Annotated in this window: 14 protein-coding genes; 10 read left to right on the plus strand and 4 right to left on the minus strand. The window is 50.0% G+C overall.

Translation table 11 applies throughout. The features are described 5' to 3' along the window. The first annotated feature begins 45 nt into the window (after window positions 1–45). From U9S71_RS08405 to U9S71_RS08425, 5 genes are read left to right on the plus strand one after another with little or no spacing between them, the layout of a single operon-like run. Window positions 46–1,038, plus strand: a complete 993-nt coding sequence (locus U9S71_RS08405; RefSeq protein ID WP_326326834.1) for a ligase-associated DNA damage response exonuclease — start codon at window positions 46–48, stop codon at window positions 1,036–1,038. Then, window positions 1,035–2,633 carry an ATP-dependent DNA ligase gene (locus tag U9S71_RS08410; RefSeq protein WP_326326709.1) on the plus strand — a complete coding sequence of 533 codons (1,599 nt, stop codon included), beginning with the start codon at window positions 1,035–1,037 and terminating at the stop codon, window positions 2,631–2,633. Before U9S71_RS08405 ends, U9S71_RS08410 begins: the two co-directional genes overlap by 4 nt. 30 nt (window positions 2,634–2,663) lie before the next feature. After that, the gene (locus U9S71_RS08415; RefSeq protein ID WP_326326711.1) at window positions 2,664–5,081 is read left to right on the plus strand and encodes a ligase-associated DNA damage response DEXH box helicase; all 2,418 of its coding nucleotides are present in this window, start codon (window positions 2,664–2,666) and stop codon (window positions 5,079–5,081) included. A gap of 25 nt (window positions 5,082–5,106) precedes the next feature. After that, window positions 5,107–5,739, plus strand: coding sequence for a ligase-associated DNA damage response endonuclease PdeM (gene pdeM, locus U9S71_RS08420; RefSeq protein WP_326326712.1), 633 nt, complete (start codon window positions 5,107–5,109; stop codon window positions 5,737–5,739). A gap of 51 nt (window positions 5,740–5,790) precedes the next feature. Beyond that, window positions 5,791–6,354, plus strand: coding sequence for a type 1 glutamine amidotransferase domain-containing protein (locus U9S71_RS08425; RefSeq protein ID WP_326326714.1), 564 nt, complete (start codon window positions 5,791–5,793; stop codon window positions 6,352–6,354). A gap of 2 nt (window positions 6,355–6,356) precedes the next feature. Here the strand turns inward: U9S71_RS08425 and U9S71_RS08430 are convergent, their stop codons facing one another. Genes U9S71_RS08430 through U9S71_RS08445 form a run of 4 tightly spaced genes read right to left on the minus strand, consistent with a single transcriptional unit; the run spans window position 6,357 to window position 11,061 of the window. Further along, window positions 6,357–7,235, minus strand: coding sequence for an SMP-30/gluconolactonase/LRE family protein (locus tag U9S71_RS08430; RefSeq protein ID WP_326326715.1), 879 nt, complete (start codon window positions 7,233–7,235; stop codon window positions 6,357–6,359). Window positions 7,236–7,263: 28 nt separating this feature from the next. Beyond that, the gene (locus U9S71_RS08435; protein ID WP_326326716.1) at window positions 7,264–9,174 is read right to left on the minus strand and encodes an OmpA family protein; all 1,911 of its coding nucleotides are present in this window, start codon (window positions 9,172–9,174) and stop codon (window positions 7,264–7,266) included. A gap of 23 nt (window positions 9,175–9,197) precedes the next feature. Beyond that, window positions 9,198–9,959: an enoyl-CoA hydratase/isomerase family protein gene (locus U9S71_RS08440; protein WP_326326718.1), complete on the minus strand. Its 762-nt coding sequence runs from the start codon at window positions 9,957–9,959 to the stop codon at window positions 9,198–9,200. A gap of 19 nt (window positions 9,960–9,978) precedes the next feature. After that, window positions 9,979–11,061, minus strand: coding sequence for a mannose-1-phosphate guanylyltransferase (locus tag U9S71_RS08445; protein WP_326326720.1), 1,083 nt, complete (start codon window positions 11,059–11,061; stop codon window positions 9,979–9,981). A 319-nt stretch (window positions 11,062–11,380) separates the two neighbouring features. Between U9S71_RS08445 and recQ the strand changes: the two genes are divergently transcribed. From recQ to U9S71_RS08470, 5 genes are all read left to right on the plus strand, one after another. Beyond that, window positions 11,381–13,573 (plus strand): DNA helicase RecQ, encoded by a 2,193-nt coding sequence (gene recQ, locus U9S71_RS08450; RefSeq protein WP_326326722.1) that lies wholly within the window; start codon window positions 11,381–11,383, stop codon window positions 13,571–13,573. A gap of 192 nt (window positions 13,574–13,765) precedes the next feature. After that, window positions 13,766–15,877, plus strand: a complete 2,112-nt coding sequence (locus tag U9S71_RS08455) for a ferredoxin-like domain-containing protein (RefSeq protein ID WP_326326723.1) — start codon at window positions 13,766–13,768, stop codon at window positions 15,875–15,877. Between the two features lie 42 nt (window positions 15,878–15,919). After that, the gene (gene cobA / locus U9S71_RS08460; protein ID WP_326326725.1) at window positions 15,920–16,684 is read left to right on the plus strand and encodes a uroporphyrinogen-III C-methyltransferase; all 765 of its coding nucleotides are present in this window, start codon (window positions 15,920–15,922) and stop codon (window positions 16,682–16,684) included. Next, on the plus strand, window positions 16,681–17,280 hold the full coding sequence (locus tag U9S71_RS08465; RefSeq protein ID WP_326326727.1) for a precorrin-2 dehydrogenase/sirohydrochlorin ferrochelatase family protein: 600 nt from the start codon (window positions 16,681–16,683) through the stop codon (window positions 17,278–17,280). The genes cobA and U9S71_RS08465 overlap by 4 nt, the downstream gene beginning before the upstream one ends. Then, the gene (locus U9S71_RS08470; protein ID WP_326326729.1) at window positions 17,277–17,978 is read left to right on the plus strand and encodes a phosphoadenylyl-sulfate reductase; all 702 of its coding nucleotides are present in this window, start codon (window positions 17,277–17,279) and stop codon (window positions 17,976–17,978) included. Before U9S71_RS08465 ends, U9S71_RS08470 begins: the two co-directional genes overlap by 4 nt. The last annotated feature ends 21 nt before the right edge of the window (window positions 17,979–17,999 follow it).

The following is a 17,999-nucleotide window of genomic DNA, read 5'->3' on the forward strand; positions in this document are numbered from 1 at the left end:
AATATCGTTAAACCAACCGCCATTTTTTTTGTTTACGTGCTAATGATGTTGGAATTTACAAAACGTGGCATATATTGTCCGCGCGCTGATATTTACATTGATCCTTGGCTTCCCGTGCAAAAGGCGCTGATCACCCACGCCCACAGCGACCATGCGCGGCAAGGTATGGGACGTTATCTCTGCCATCCGCACACCGCAGCCATTCTCCGCCTGCGGTTGGGGGCCGATACCGCTATACAGCAGCAGGAATATGGACAGATAGTCACCGTAAATGGTGTGCGTATCAGCCTGCATCCGGCTGGCCATATTATCGGCTCCGCGCAGGTAAGACTGGAATATAGCGGCGAGGTCTGGGTGGTTTCCGGAGACTATAAACTCACTCGAGACGGCATCAGCGCTCCCTACGAGCCCGTGAGTTGCCACGCCTTCGTCACGGAGTCGACATTCGCACTGCCCATATATCGTTTCCTCGATCCTGCATCCGTCTTGTCAGAAATCAACCATTGGTGGCGGCAGAATGCTGCCGAAGGTTTCAATACGGTGTTGCTGGCCTATGCTTTGGGTAAATCGCAAGTGCTTCTCCAGCACTTGGACCCCTCGAACGGACCGGTGTTCATGCACGGAGCAGTGGCCAATGTAAATGCGGTACTTGGGGGTATTGGCTATCGCTTCGCCGGTGAATACATCGCTCCGGAAACCGACCGGGCGGCGATAAAGGGGGCTGCCGTTGTGGCGCCGCCATCGGCACTTGGCTCGCCGTGGTTGAAAAAACTGGCACCTTTCCGGATTGCTTTATGTAGCGGTTGGATGCAACTACGCGGTGCACGGAGACGTCGGGGAGTGGACTGGGGGTTCGTGCTTTCGGACCACGCCGACTGGGACCAGCTGAACCGGGCGGTAGCTGCTACGGGCGCGGAGACCATATACGTAACCCACGGTTATGAGGGGCCCTTCGCCCGTTGGCTACGGGAAGAAAAAGGTCTCGATGCACACGAAGTGCATTTACAAGGCGAGGAGCCGATGGGGGGTGACTTATGAAGCGGTTTACGGAATTGTTTACAGCTATTGACCAGACGACAAAGACGAATGTAAAAGTAGCCGCCATCGTCAATTATTTGACTGATAGCGATGACAGGAACAACCTGCACACCATTGCATTACTCATTGGCAACCGGCCCCGGCGTCCTGTAAAAACGGCCGACCTGAAAGGTTGGGCTGCGGCGGCAGCCGGTATACCCGATTGGCTTTTTGAAGCATCATACCACATTGTGGGGGATTTGGCTGAGGCCATTGCCCTTGTGCTCCCGCCTCCCATGGCCTCGGGAAATGCATTCACATTGCCCAGCATCGTCGACGAATTGGCCAAACTTTCGGAGCAGACCGAAGCGGAAAAAAAGAAAACCATAACCGGTTATTGGCAACGCCTGAGCAAAGATGAGCGGTTTGTTTTCACCAAATTGATTACCGGGAATTTCCGGATGGGCGTATCCCGTCAATTGGTCATCAAAGCACTAGGAATCCACCTCGGTATGGATGAAGCTTCTGTAGCACATCGCCTTATGGGCAAGTGGCTGCCCGCAGACGAAACCATGGATTCGCTGTTTTCGAAAGCGACTTTGGGCGACCGTGATTTCCAACCTTATCCCTTTTACCTGGCTTATCAATTGGATGCATCGCCGGAGTCACTGGGCGAAGTCACCGACTGGTACATTGAAAAGAAGCTCGACGGTATCCGGGGCCAATTGATCGTGCGGAACGGGAGGCTGTTCGTGTGGAGCCGGGGTGAGGATTTGCTCACCGATAAATTTCCCGAGTTCGGGCCGCTGGCAGATATGCTGCCCAATGGCACCGTTATCGACGGCGAAATCATTCCGTGGAAGGATGGGCAACCGTTGCCGTTCCAGGTGATGCAAACACGTATCGGACGCAAGAAGCTTTCGTCTAAATCACTTCGCGATGCGCCGCTGGTGATGGTATGTTATGACTTGCTCGAATGGAACGGCGAAGATATCCGGGGCAAGCCGATGCGCGAGCGCCGCCACCTGCTACAGCGCCTGTTGTCTTCTCCCAAGTCCTATCCGGCGCTGCTGCTGTCGGAAACGATGACTTCCGATGGTTGGCGCGAAGTAGCGGAGTTCCGCCAACGGGCGCGTGAATTCCATTGCGAGGGCGTGATGCTCAAACGTAAGGAAAGCCCTTATGGCAGCGGTAGGCGGCGCGGGGACTGGTGGAAATGGAAAACGGACCCACTCACTGCCGATGGGGTGCTGATTTATGCCCAAAGTGGCCATGGGCGGCGTGCGAATTTATATACCGATTATACCTTTGGTGTGTGGGACGAAGACGGCGCATTGGTGCCATTCGCCAAAGCCTATTCAGGCCTTACCGACAAAGAAATTATCGAGCTAGACAACTGGATCAAACGCAATACGCTGGAACGTTTCGGTCCGGTACGGAGCGTCTCACCGCACCATGTCTTTGAAATCGCTTTCGAGGGCATCGGGGAAAGCAGCAGGCATAAATCCGGTGTGGCGCTACGTTTTCCGCGCATGCTGCGATGGCGACGGGACAAGTTGCCCAAGGATGCCAATACCAAAGCTGACTTGTTGCAGTTGATCGAAGCACTGAAGTAAAAGGTTATCTTTGTTAAAGGGGTATTTTCATTGAACGTATTTGCAGACACATGGTTTTTCAATAAAGGATGGCAACCCCACCGTTTCCAGCAGGAAACGTGGGCTGCTATCGCTGCCGGTAAATCGGGATTGCTGAATGCACCTACAGGATACGGCAAAACTTTCGCCGTATGGTTTGGTATCCTCCAGCGGTATTACTGGAAGAAGAAACGTAGGAAAGGACTTCATGTATTATGGATTACACCATTGCGTGCGCTTTCCGCTGAAATTTTGCAAGCCACCCAAACGGTGAGCAATGACCTGGAGCTCGACTATCGTATCGGACTGCGGACGGGCGATACCGGCACCTCCGAGCGGCAACGGCAGCGGACCAGTCCACCCGAAGCGTTGATCACGACACCCGAGAGCGTTCATCTGCTATTGGCATCAAAGGGTTATACCGACTTTTTCGGTGACCTGGAGTTCGTCGTTGTAGACGAATGGCATGAACTGGTGGGAAGCAAGCGAGGGGTGTTGGTACAGCTGGCCCTCAGCCGTCTACGCACGATTTGCCCAAAGCTCCAGGTATGGGGGATTTCAGCAACTATAGGGAATATCAACGAAGCGATGGATATCCTGTTGGGCAATGGCCATAGCGGTAAACTTGTGCGGGCTGACTTGAAAAAGGACATCCACATGGAAACGCTGCTGCCCGATGTGTTGGAGCGCTTTCCTTGGGCAGGCCACATCGGTACTTCCATGATCGACAAGGTCATACCTATTATTGAATCGCACAAATCGACATTGTTATTTACCAACACAAGGTCACAGGCGGAAATCTGGTATCATCGGTTGCTCGATGCCGCACCACAACTATCCGGTGCATTAGCTATCCATCACGGTTCGTTGAGCGAAGAACTGCGCGTATGGGTGGAAGACGCGCTGCACCGAGGGACACTTAAGGCCGTGGTTTGTACAAGCAGTCTCGACCTGGGGGTCGACTTCCGCCCGGTGGATTGCGTGGTGCAGATCGGGTCGCCGAAGGGCGTGGCCCGATTCGTGCAGCGTGCAGGTAGGAGTGGCCACCGGCCGGGTGAAACGAGTAAGATATATTTCCTGCCTACCCATTCACTGGAAATCATGGAAGGGGCTGCCATACGATATGCCGTGGCCAATGGTCTGCTGGAGCAACGACTGCCGTATGTCCGGTCGTTCGATGTGTTACTCCAATACATGGTTACGTTGGCCGTGTCCAATGGTTTCCTCGCGGATGAGTTATATGGCGAAATCAAACGGACGCATTGTTTCGAATCCATCAACCGTGAGGAATTCGACGAATGCCTATTGATGGTTACGCAGGGCGGTCGAACACTAGATACCTATGAGGAATTCCACAAGGTCGTGGTGGAAAACGGCGTATATCGCGTCACCAGCAAATGGGTGGCCATGCGCCATCGCCTGAGTATCGGTGCCATCGTTTCAGACACGATGATGCGCGTAAAATTCTTGAGCGGCAAATACTTGGGCACCATTGAGGAATGGTTTATTTCACGGCTCCAGCCCGGCGATGCCTTCTGGTTTTCGGGGAGGCTGCTGGAGTTGGTGCAGGTAAAGGATATCCAAGCCATTGTACGTCCAGCAAAAGGCAAAAAGGGTGTTGTTCCGTCGTGGATGGGCGGACGATTCCCGATGTCGGATAACTTCGGGTCTGCGCTGCGACACACGTTTGCGCAAATCCAACGGAAGGGCAGGGGACACCCCTTGGAATTACGGTTTCTGCAACCGCTGTTTGCCGAGCAGCGTCGTGTTTCGGCGCTGCCGGGTGAAGACGAACTCTTGGTGGAATACATCCATACGCGATATGGCCACCACCTATTTGTCTATCCGTTTGAAGGAAAGCTGGTACACGAAGGGATGGCCGCCGTGGTGGCCTACCGACTAAGCCGTATCCAAAAGGCGACATTCAGCATCGCAAGCAATGAGTACGGATTTGAGCTGCTTTGCGATGCCGCTATCCCCTTGGATGAGGCCCTGCAAAATGGCTTGTTTGCCACTGACGGCCTGTTCGATGATATCCGTGATGGCATCAACATCCGGGAGATGGCGAGGCGCAAGTTCCGGGACATCGCGGGTATTGCCGGTTTGGTGTTCCAGGGCTATCCAGGCAAGCCCATGAAAACGAAGCATCTCCAAGCCAATTCGGGGTTATTTTTTTCTGTTTTTGAAGAATATGATGACGGCAACCTACTGCTTAGGCAGGCCTATGATGAAGTATATGATTTTCAGCTGGAGGCTACGCGTATGCGTAAAGCATTCATGCGGATTGAGGCGCACCGGATCGTCGTACAACACCCCCGTCAGCTCACACCGTTTGCCTTCCCCGTATTCGCGGAGTCTTTCCGCGAGCGGTATAGCAACGAAGACTGGCAATCGAGGTTGGAGAAACTAAGAACCCAATTGGAGGCTTAACGATATGGGAAAAACAATCCGTTTGATGGATACAAAGCTTACGCTATTGCCTGAAAGGGCGCTGCTGCTCCCGGATTACAATACGTTGGTAGTGGCCGACTGGCACTTAGGGAAGGGCACCCATTTCCGCAAAGCGGGCATTTTCATACCGCCCGCGTCTGTTGATAAGGACGTGCTGCGCCTTCAGTCGGTTTTGGATCGGTTCGCCATACACACTGCGGTCTTTTTGGGCGATCTCTTTCATAGTGATTTGAACAGCGAATGGCTGGCATTTGAACGATTCCGCGCAGCCAATCGTTCCATCCGCCTTGTCCTTACGCGAGGCAATCACGACATCCTACCGGATGAACTGATGCGTACGGCGACTGTTGAAGTGGTAGATCATTACACCGCCGCGCCGCGCATTTATTGCACGCATCACCCCCAAAGCAATAGCCCGATCGGATGGCTTAATATTGCGGGTCACGTGCATCCGGGCTGCCTTGTTACGAATGCCGGGAGACAAAGGTATCGGCTGCCGTGCTTTTACCATCACGGGCAGACCTTATTGCTGCCCGCTTTCGGCACATTAACCGGTCTCCATTTGATGCCACACCGGTCTGCCGCTCGTATTTTTCCTGTCGTTGGCGACAGGGTAGGGGAATTGAAAAAAGGATAAAACAATCTTTCGGTCTTTGTGTAAATCCTTATAAGAAAAGGAGAATGTTTTATGGCTGATGAATTGAAAGACCGGAAGGTAGCTATTTTGACAGCGGATGGATTTGAAGAAGTCGAGCTGACAAGTCCGCGTGATGCCATCCAGATGGCCGGCGGCAAGACGTATATTGTATCACCCAACAATGACGTGGTGCGCGCAATGAAAGGAAAAGAATGGAGTTTGGATTTCGATGTTGATGTCCCGTTGGAGCAGGCGATGCCTGATGATTATGATGCGTTGCTCGTTCCCGGCGGCGTGATCAATCCGGACAAGTTGCGCGTGATCGACAAAGCGTTGGATTTTGTGAGGTCTTTCTTTGATGCTGGCAAGCCGGTGGCAGCGATTTGCCACGGACCGCAGGTGCTCATCGATGCTGACGTGGTGGCGGGTAGAAAGATGACCTCGGTAAATAACATTCGCAGGGACCTGATGAATGCGGGCGCCCGTTGGGAAGACCGCGCCGTAGTGGTAGACCAGGGGCTAGTCACCAGCCGGACACCCCACGACCTTCCCGATTTCAACGGAAAGGTCATCGAGGAATTCGCCGAAGGAAAACATGCAGGCCAGCATGCGTAATGCTAACGCGCGCCTTTCACTGCCATTTGAAGCGTGAATACCTTATCGCTCGCGGTGATGAATAAGACATCGTAATTGGGCCCACTGAAGCATACGTTAGCTGTCCAGTTTGTGGGTATATCGATGTGTTGGATTTTGTTTCCATCAGGGTCATATACGTCGATGCCCTTTCCTGTAAGGTAGATATTGCCTCTTTCGTCAATGGTCATCCCATCAGATCCTTGGTTTGCAAAGAGCTGCCTGTTGCCAACGATGCCATCCTTACGGAGCGTATAGCGGTATATTTTACTTGCCCCGATATCTGCGACATATAAAAATTTGCCATCCGGCGTGCCGATAATTCCGTTCGGCCGGTCAAATCGACCGTCTAAGCGCGTTACCTGTCCATTTTTGTACATATAGAGTGCTTCAGCGGCAAGATCGGGCATGGTGCGCTCCCAGTAATCGCGCTGGTAATAGGGGTCCGTGAAGTAGATTACCCCTGATGGGGAAGCCCACACATCGTTAGGCCCGTTGAAAAGGGAGTCACGGTAACTTACGACAAGTTTTTCGACATGCCGATTCATCCCTATACGCCAAAGCTGATTATGTTCATCGGCGCAAGCTAGCAGTCGTCCTTGTTTATCGAGATAAAGACCATTAGCCCGACCCGCCGGCTCCATAAAAATGGCGAGGTTCCCGTTGGTGCCATATCGCCATATCCTGTTATTGGGCTGGTCGGTAAAAAACACATTCCCGTACGGATCGGCAGCCGGGCCTTCCGTAAAGCGGAAGCCATCGGCAACAAGTTCCAATGATGCCTCGGAGCTAACGACTTGCGCGACGCTATGGTGTCCTACTATCACAGATAACAGCGCGGTGAGATAGATCGTTCGTTTCATATTCTGTTTATCGTTTATTCGTTCGTACTCATTCAATGATGGTGAAGTCGGTGCGTCGATTGAGCTGCCGGCCTTCCGGCGTGTCGTTGCTAGCTACGGGCTGGAAAGGGCCATATCCTTTAAACGATAGCCGGGATGCAGAGATGCCAGCGTTGAGTAAATAGTCATATACGGCTTTAGCGCGGTTTTCCGACAACTGTTGGTTATAAGCGTCGTTACCCGTATTATCGGTATGCCCTACGATTTCTATCCGGACGTTGCTGTTCAGGCTTAGGAACTTGATCAGTTGTTCGAGATCACTTTTGGACTGGGGGAGTAAGGTATATCGATCAGTCTCAAAGAAAATGTTGCTGAGCGTTGTGGATTTACCAACCTTTATTCGGGACAGAGGGATACGTATTTCGTAAGCATCATTGATTTTTGTACTGTCGGCAAGAGGATAGCTTTCCGAGAAGAAAAGGTAACCTGGCTGGTTAACGTGAAGTGCATAGGTCTTGCCAAACGGCAATGGAGCGAGAAATGTCCCGTCTTCATAATCTGCTTGTTCGTCATATAGAACGCGATTGGACGCGATATCGGTCACCGTGACCCCCGCTTGGAGCGGCGTGTTGCTTTCAGCGTCGACGATAATACCTTTAAGATAGGCCACCGGGTCGGGCCGTGATGCTTCGGGAAGCTCAAAAGTATATATATCCAATCCACCGATGGCGTCGGTACGCCGGGTAGAAAAGAACGCTTGAGCACCATTCATGCTTACCGTCAATGCACTTTGCTCGTGGTGGTCGTTAATCGGATAGCCGAGATTGACGGGTTTTCCCCATTGCCCGCCGCCATCTTTCCCACTTTTGAAGATGTCTTTGTTACCAAGGCCCGGCCACCCGTTGGAAGCGAAATACAAGGTTCGATTGTCGGCGTGGATGTAAGGTGAACTTTCATCGAACGGTGTGTTAATGGTCGGTCCGAGGTTCTGCGGCGCTTCCCATTGTCCATCGCTTTTCAAGGAGGTTTTCCAAATATCGTAGCCGCCCTGTCCACCGCGGCGGTTACTGACGAAGTAAAGCGTTCGCCCATCGGCTGCCAAAGCGGGCTGCGCTTCCCAACCAGGGGTATTAACGGGTGTTCCTAAGTTGTGAGGGGTGCCCCACTGGGTGCCCTCGCGTCTGGATACATAGATATCGCAACTGCCGAGACCGTCTGGCCGATTGCATCCCGTGAAGAACAGATACTTACCATCCGGCGAGATGCAATGGGCGCCTTCGTTGTATAGGTCTGAATTGATCTGTCCTGTTAAAAATGATGCTGCTGTCCATGCGCCGCTACTATCGCGACTGCTTTCGAAGAAATTCTCGCGGTCATCCTTCTTGCGGGTGAAAATAATGGTATGTTGATCAGCGGTAAGCCGCGGAAAATACTCATCGTACCGACTATTAATCGCAGGGCCGGCATTTTGTGGGGAAAACGGAACTGGGTTGCGCACTGCTGATACGCCAAACTCACAATCCGCAATATATTTATCGGTAAGCCGTTTGCCTTCCGCTGCCAAGCCCGGCGTATCCCGATACCGATTCAGGGCAGCCAGCGCATCGGTGTAATTACCGGTGTGGAGCAAGCTTTCGCCGAGACCAAACCAAGTGAGTGGCGTCAGCGTAGAATCCAGCCGGATGACCTTCCTATAGCGATCAACAGCTATCTCGTAGTCGCGTTGCTTGCGGTAGATGTCGCCCAGTTGTTGATAGGCAGCGGCAAATTCGGGATCCAATGAAATGGCCTCTTCCAGCGACGCGACGGCAAGTCCATATTTTTGGTTCTTAAGTTGCGATCCCGCTTTATCGAACGCCCGCTGTGCGCGCCTATCATTGGAGCCCCGCTGTGCCGCGACAGGCAACGCGTATAACACAGCGAGTAGAATCAGTATATATATAGCATTGGCTGCTTGCATAATGCAGACCTTTTTTGTTTTGCCTACCGTTGTTTGAATTCGCGGAGCGAACGTTTCGATTCTTCACTTAGCGCGAGACGGCCGCTCACCGCTGCGAGATCATACAGCAAGACCTCCCAATGGTCGGTGTTCTGCCATAACACCCGTTTTAGCGAGGTGAGCGCTTCCTGGCTTTTACTAAGCAACGGACGGCAGAATTGCCCGATAGCCAGATCCATTTCGTTAACGGTTGGTTCTAGGGCATGGATTAAGCCATGCAGCTGCGCCCAGTGGGCATCGAAAAACACGGTTGGATTTAACGAAAGCATCGTGAATGCGGAGAGGCCGATTTTCCGTTCCAAGGGCGGAGCGATAACGAATGGGCCGATATTGATGCTGATTTCACTGAGTTTCACGGCCGTGCTTTCGGAGGCGAAACAGTAATCGCACGCGGCCATAAGCCCTACACCTCCGCCTACCGCCTTACCTTGGACCCTACAAACAATGATTTTTGGCGACCGGCGGATGGCGTTGATGACATGTGCAAATCCGGAGAAAAACGCTTTGCCAGCCGCTTCATTGGTTAGTGAAAGTAATTCATCAAAACTTGCTCCCGCACAAAAGGTACGATCTCCCGCACTTTTAAGCAGGATAAGTTTGGTGGAAGCCGCGGCTCCGGCCGATTGGATATGGTCACTGAGTTGATCGAGCAACGAAGAAGGCATCGCGTTATGTGCGGGATGCCCGAATGTGATCACGGCTAGCCCATCGGGGTCAATTTCTGTTGTTACGAAGCCTGAATCCATATTAACCTGGGTTCCATTATCAAATATATTTATTTCCAAATTTCCCTTTCACATCCGCTACAATTTCCTTGACGTCCTGTTCCTCGTCTTTGGGGCAAATCATCAATGTGTCTTCGGATTGGACCACGATGAAGTTGTGAAGTCCTTTCAGAATGACAAGTTTTTCTTTCGGCACATGGATCATGCAATTCGATGAATCGTATGCGATCACGTTTTCGGAGGAAGAAGATACATTCCCGAGGTAGTCCTTTTCGGACAATTCGTAAACAGAGCTCCAGGTACCTAAGTCGGACCATCCGAAATCGGCGGGCAGTACAAATACATTGTCGGCTTTTTCCATAATGGCAAAGTCGATCGAAATATTGACGCAGCGTACAAATGCGCCCGAAATGAATTTAACCTCCCGGCTGGAGTTGTACACTTCCAATCCCTCCTTGAATACCTCGTTCATCTCTGTCTGGTACTTCTGGAACGCTTTGATAATCGCTTTAGCTGACCAGATAAAAATCCCTGCGTTCCAGAGAAAATCCCCACTCTGCAAAAATGTTGAAGCGAGTTCCAAATTAGGTTTTTCGGTAAACGTTTTCACCTTTCTGAAACCTTGAACGGCCGCACTTTTACCGTATTGGATATAGCCATAGCCGGTGTCCGGGCGGGCGGGCTTTATGCCCAAGGTGATGAGCCAGTCGTTGCTTTCGGCACACATGAGTCCTTTCGTTACATCGGCCAGGAAAACGTCGGGCTCCAAAATTAGATGGTCGGCCGGCGCAATAACCATAACGGCATCGGGATTCAACTGCTGTATCTTATGACTGGCATAAGCGATGCATGGCGCGGTATTGCGCATAATGGGTTCCAGTATGAGTTGTCGGGATGACAGGTCGGGCAATTGTTCGCGGACCAGCTGAGCATACGACTCGTTTGTAGCTACAAAAATATTTTCTTGCGGAATGATCTTTCGAAAGCGGTCGTACGTAGTCTGAATAAGTGTTTTTCCCGTACCCAGCATATCAATGAATTGCTTGGGTAATTTTGTTCGGCTCACAGGCCAAAACCGGCTACCGATGCCACCCGCCATAATGACGGCGTAATAATTCTTCATGTGCTTTTGTTCCTCGTTATTTTGTAAGTATGCCGTTGGCGCTCAATCATTAAATTATATGTTGTTTTCGTGCATAATATAAACATTTTATCGGAGCGCCGGTAGGCGGTGTCCTTTTCTCTTCATTGGATGTTTCGCCTGCCGGTTCGTTACGGCGCTACGGCCCATCACATTAGAGAAATGCATAAAGTCAGTTTTTTTAATTTTGGATTGCTAATCACAAATATATTTTCTAATTTTAGATACTGATATGCGCAAAAATATGTTATTTTGGGCATTCTTTGGTTATCAGTCTATCTGAATTTTTGCGAAAGGCGCAATGGAAATAGAGAAAAGATTATTTGACAATCTACAGGATTTTTTTGGGTTTGATACATTCAAGGGCGACCAAGAAGCGATAATCACCAACATCCTACAGAAACAAGACACGTTTGTAATTATGCCAACCGGCGGCGGTAAGTCGATATGCTACCAATTGCCCGCATTGATGAGTGAGGGGACAGCTATTGTTATATCGCCCCTGATTGCGCTGATGAAGAACCAAGTGGACCAGTTGCGTTCATTTGGTGGAGACGACAGTATTGCCCATTTCTTAAATTCCTCATTAAATAAAAGCGAGATTGCTCGTGTTCGCCAAGATGTGGTAGCGGGCAAAACGAAGTTACTTTATGTAGCGCCCGAATCGCTAGCGAAGAGTGAGAATGTGGAGTTCCTTAAACTGATTACGGTCTCGTTCGTTGCCGTGGATGAAGCGCATTGTATTTCAGAATGGGGCCACGACTTCCGGCCTGAATATCGTAAAATCCGCTCGGTCATCAATTCCATAGGCGAGGGCATCGCAGTAATTGCGTTGACGGCCACAGCCACACCCAAGGTGCAGTCGGATATCCGTAAGAACCTGCAGATGAATGATGCGACGTTGTTCAAGTCGTCGTTCAACCGGGCGAATCTTTTCTACGAAGTGCGACCCAAACGGAATGTCGTTAAGGAAATCGTGCGGTTTATCAAAAATAACGCCGGAAAATCGGGTATTATCTACTGCCTAAGCCGTAAGAAAGTGGAGGAGATAGCAGAGGTGCTGAATATAAATGGTATAAGGGCATTGCCATATCATGCTGGTCTGGACGCCAAGACCCGCGCGGATACGCAAGACAAATTCCTAATGGAAGATGTCGAGGTTATTGTTGCCACGATCGCCTTCGGCATGGGTATAGACAAGCCAGATGTGCGGTACGTTATCCATCACGACATCCCCAAAAGCATGGAGGGCTACTACCAAGAAACCGGGCGAGCCGGCCGGGACGGGGGCGAGGGGCTTTGTTTAGCCTTTTATTCTGAAAAGGATATCGAGAAGTTAACTAAATTCATGAAGGATAAACCGGTATCTGAACGGGAAATCGGCACGCAGATACTTAAAGAGGTGATCGATTATTCCGAGTCTTCGGTGTGTAGGCGGAAGCAGATCCTTCATTATTTTGGCGAGAACTTTGATGAAACGGGTTGCAACAGTATGTGCGATAATTGCAGTGCGCAGCAGACAACTTTTGAGGCTGAAGAATCACTGCTGAATGTATTGAAATTTATCCAACAACAAGGGGAGAAATTTGATGACCACCACATTATCAATGTTTTTATCGGGCAGAATAACCAGCCAGTGTCATCCTACAAACATGATATACATCCGCTTTTTGGAAGCGGAAAGGAACAGGGTGTCCTCTACTGGAAATCGCTTATCCGGCAAGCGGTACTGAATAACTTCTTAGCCAAAGACATCGATAACTATGGGCTGCTCATGCTTACCGATGCCGGAAAACGATATATCGACAATCCGTATGGCTTAAAGTTTATCCTAAATAAACCCATGGAATTGGCTGGCGACGATAGCGGCGACGAACCCGCGCACCAAAGCGGTGGGGCAGTGGATACGCAACTGCTTACAATGCTTAAGGAATTACGAAAAAAAATCGCCAAGCAAAAAGGATTGCCGCCGTTTGTTATTTTCCAAGATCCCTCTCTCGATGAAATGTGTACCCACTATCCTGTTTCTATCGATGAACTCAAACAAATTCATGGCGTAGGTGCAGGAAAAGCGCTCAAATTTGGTGGTAAATTTATCGAACTCATTAAGCAGTACGTTGAAGAGAACGAAATTGACCGACCACAAGACCTAGTAATTAAAGGCACGGCGAATAAATCTGCACTCAAAGTTTCCATTATCCAAAACATCGACCGTAAAATCGGACTTGAAGATATTGCGCATGCGAAAGGGATTACTTACGAGGACTTATTGAAGGAGGTTGAATCGATCGTCAACTCCGGCACGAAGTTGAATTTAGGATACTTTGTAGACGAGATTATCGACGAGGATAGGCAAGACGAAGTTTTCGATTATTTTCGAGGTGCCGAAATTGATTCTGTCGATCAAGCGCTAAGCGATTTAGGCTCCGACGACTACACTTACGAAGAAATCCAGTTGATGCGGATCAAATTCATGTCGGAATTGGGCAATTAATTCAACACACTGTATTTTAGTTGGTTAATCAAATTAATCATCTATTTTTCATTTTAATACTACTATTTCTATATACATTAGGTATATTTGTACCCATATGGGAGCGGCTCATTAAATGCCAGCCCTTCATAAGAACATAGGATAAAGGTAGATAGGTGGATATATTCCATTTTAATTAGCTAAACAACACTCATGCAGAGTTTCAGGACCGAACTGGAAAACCCGGTCGTAGAAAAGGAGATTATTGAACTTGAACGCAAAATAAGGGCGTTTCAGGACGGGTCATTACCAGAACAAAAATTCAAAAGCTTACGGCTAGCCCGTGGCATCTATGGACAGCGGCAGCCCGGTGTACAAATGGTGCGGATCAAATTGCCCTTCGGCAAAGTCACATTCAAACAGTTGTTGCGTATATCGGATATTTCCGATGAGTACGCCATCCGTAATCTGCACTTCACCACGCGTCAGGATATCCAAATCCACTTTGTTAGCCTAGATCGTACCCCGGAGTTGTGGGCAAAGTTGGCTGCAGACGACATAACGATACGTGAAGCCTGCGGCAATACCGTGCGCAATGTAACGGCATCGCCCGAGGCGGGCATCGATCCCAACGAGCCTTTCGATGTGTCGCCCTATGCCCATGCCACATTCTCTTATTTCCTAAGGAATCCAATTTGCCAAGAGCTTGGCCGGAAGTTTAAGTTCGGCTTTTCATCCAGCTCCCGCGACACTGCTTTTGCTTTCGGGCAAGACCTTGGATTTATCCCAAGAATTCGAACAGTGAACAATCGGGAGGAACGGGGATTCCGAGTGACACTGGGGGGAGGCCTAGGCGCTCAACCCATGGCCGGGCAGGTTGTGCATGAATTCCTGCCAGAGGACCGCTTAATTCCCTATTCTGAAGCTGTACTCCGGACATTTGATCGGTACGGTGAACGGAATAACCGAAACAAGGCAAGGTTTAAATACCTGATTCAAAAACTAGGGTTTGAAGAAGTAAAACGGCTAATTGAGGAGGAGCAGACGGCAAGCAAAGTAAAAACATTTGCAATTGACCGTGGCGCGGTATCCCAACCCGCCCCCCCAACTCACGTTCCTACTGAGGTAACACCGGTGGTTGATAGCGTTGCTTACGAAATCTGGCGGAAAACCAACGTTTGGGAACAAAAGCAAGCAGGGTTCTATGCGATAAATATTAAGGTCCCGACCGGCGACATGCCTACCGAGAAAGCAAGGGTATTGTTGGCGGGTATCCATGGCCATGTGGCTGATGAGTTGCGGGTAACGCAAAACCAAGGGCTGTTGCTGAAGTTCGCACGCGAAGAGTCGCTCCCCCATATCTACAATACACTACTTAAAATCGGCTTTGCGAAACCGGGGTTCGATAGTGTGGCGGACGTGACTACCTGTCCCGGTACAGATACCTGTAACCTCGGTATTTCGAATAGTACGGAAATGGCTCGGGTCTTGGAGTCACTGATATATGAAGAATACGAAGATTTGGTTTATGACCGTGACCTTAAAATCAAGATAAGTGGCTGCATGAATTCATGTGGACAGCACGGAATCGCCCATATTGGGTTGCACGGAAGTTCGTTGAAAGCCAACGGGAAAGTGGTTCCTGCGGCGCAGATTATGCTTGGCGGCGGTGTTTTGGGCGACGGGATCGGCCGAGTGGCCGAACGGGTTATCAAAGTGCCATCGAAGCGGGTAGATCAAGCTGTAAGGTTGCTGCTTGACGATTTTTCCGCCAACGCGCTTCCTTCGGAATATTTTCATGATTATTTCGACCGGCAAACCAAGGATTATTTTTACCGGATGTTGAAACCGCTGGCGGACCTCACCACGTTGGTGGCAGATGAATTTGTTGATTGGGGCCACCAAGAAACCTATCAGCAGGCAATCGGGGTGGGCGAGTGTGCCGGCGTGGTCATTGACTTGGTTTCTGTTCTGCTCTTTGAAGCCGAAGAAAAGCTGGATTGGGCAAACGAAAGTTACCGTACAGGTGGGTTTGCTGATGCCATTTATCACAGCTATAGCATGTACATCAGCGCAGCTAAAGCATTGCTCCTTGAGAAAGGCATCCATAGCAGCACCCAAATTGCAGTCATTAACGAGTTTGAGAAAAATTTCGTGGAAACTGGCGAGTTTACTCTCCCTGGAGGGTTTGCCAATCAGGTACTTGAAATCAACAAACAAGAGCCTTCCGAAGCATTCGCACGGCAGTATCTGGCGAAAGCAATCGATTTCCACGAGGCAAACGTCGCTAAACGATCGGTGATGGCCGAGACAGCAAACGGTTAGCGAAGCCTTTTCCGACGTGGACAAAAATAATTAAACGACAAAATGAACGGACATTCAAAAATAACGTTGGTGGGGGCGGGGCCTGGCGATACCGACCTGATCAGCTTGAAAGGTTTGAAAGCGTTGGCGACAGCAGACGTGGTATTATATGACGCCTTGGTAAATGAGGAGTTGCTCGATTACGCTCCTGAGCATGCGCTTCGCATCTTTGTTGGAAAACGAGCACGCCACCACACATTCAGCCAACTGGAAATCAACCAGATGATGGTTGAACTTGCGCAAACGAACGGTCATGTGGTTCGCTTGAAAGGGGGTGACCCATTTGTGTTTGGACGAGGTGGGGAAGAATTGGACTATGCCGCCCAATACAATATCCCTACTGCGGTGGTGCCCGGTATCTCCAGTGCCGTTGCGCTAGCCGGGCTACAAGGGGTTCCATTGACCTATCGTGGCATAAGCGAAAGTTTTTGGGTGATTACCGGTGCCACCACGGCAGGTCTCGTTTCAAAGGACATCCATGTAGCTGCCCGCACAGATGCCACGGTAGTGGTACTCATGGGATTAAATAAGCTACCAGAAATTGCTCGTATTTATCAGGAAGCCGGACGTGGAGGATTGCCGATAGCGGTTATACAGAATGGGTCGCTACCCGAGGAGAAAACCGCATTAGCTACCATGGATAACATTGTCGATGAAGCCGAAGCCCAGCAAATTGGGGCGCCGGCGGTAATCATCATCGGCGAAGTGGTGGCCAAGCACGTGCATTTTAGGTTAAAACGGGACCAGCGAGATGCAATAGCCGTATGAGCGAACAAGTAGGCAACCAGCTGTTCCCCATTTTTTTACAGTTGAATCAACTGCATACCCTTCTTGTAGGTGGTGGGAATGTGGCGTTGGAGAAACTTACTGCACTACTTGGTAATAGCCCCACGGCAGCGGTTAAGGTTGTCGCCAAAGAAATCAGTCCGGACGTACGCGTTTTTGCCAACAACTATCCGTCAGTCGCCTTGCACGAGCGGGTTTTCGAAGATGTCGATTTGGATGGAGTCGATGTGGTCGTGGTAGCGGCCGATAGTGCCGAATTAAACGCACACATCCGCCAAGAAAGCCGCAAGCGGCATCTGTTGATTAACATTGCAGACAAACCGGATTTGTGTGATTTTTATCTCGGCTCTGTCGTAAAAAAGGGAAATTTAAAACTTGGTATATCTACAAACGGAAAATCACCCACCATTGCAAAGCGGATCAAAGAGCTGTTAAATGAAGCGTTACCCGAAGAAATCGACGAGACGCTGATTTATATGAGCCAGCTTCGAAATCTGTTAAAAGGTGATTTTACCGATAAGGTAAGAGCATTGAATGCGCATACGGTATCTTTGCTCGCGTCAAAAGAGAAGAAATGAATGCACTGACAACAGAAATCGATAACCTTGTGGATGGAAAGGCCATATCGGACGCGTTGGCCTCGCTTGCCGAGCGTTTTCCAGAACGAGTGGTTTTTTCCACAAGTTTTGGAATAGAAGATCAAGTCATCACGCATATGATCTTTAGCAATAATTTGCCTATACGCGTTTTCACGCTTGAAACAGGGCGGCTGTTCCGCGAAACATATTACGTGTGGAATCGCACCGTAGAGGTCTATAAGAAAAAGATCGAGGCTTATTTTCCAGATACACACGCGGTGGAGCAATTAATCAGTGATAAGGGCCCCGCCAGTTTTTATGAGTCGGTAGAAAACAGGAAGGAGTGCTGCCGCATTCGCAAAATAGAACCCCTTCAACGGGCTTTGAATGGAGCGTCCTGTTGGGTAACAGGCATCCGGGCTTCCCAGTCGGATAACCGGCAAGACATGGCGCAGGTCGAATGGGATGCGGGCCACGGCCTTATCAAGTTCCATCCCATCTTCCAATGGTCGAAAGATGATGTCTGGGACTACGTCAAAAAACACCAAATACCCTACAACCCTCTGCATGATAAAGGATTCCCCAGTATCGGTTGCGCTCCCTGTACACGGGCAGTGGGAGAGGGGGAGGACTTTCGCGCAGGCCGTTGGTGGTGGGAAGACCAAAGTAAAAAAGAATGTGGCTTGCATGCTACGTAATCGATCTGAAGATTTGATAAT

Origin of the sequence: Parapedobacter flavus (assembly GCF_035818675.1) — a bacterium.
Lineage (GTDB): Bacteria > Bacteroidota > Bacteroidia > Sphingobacteriales > Sphingobacteriaceae > Parapedobacter > Parapedobacter flavus.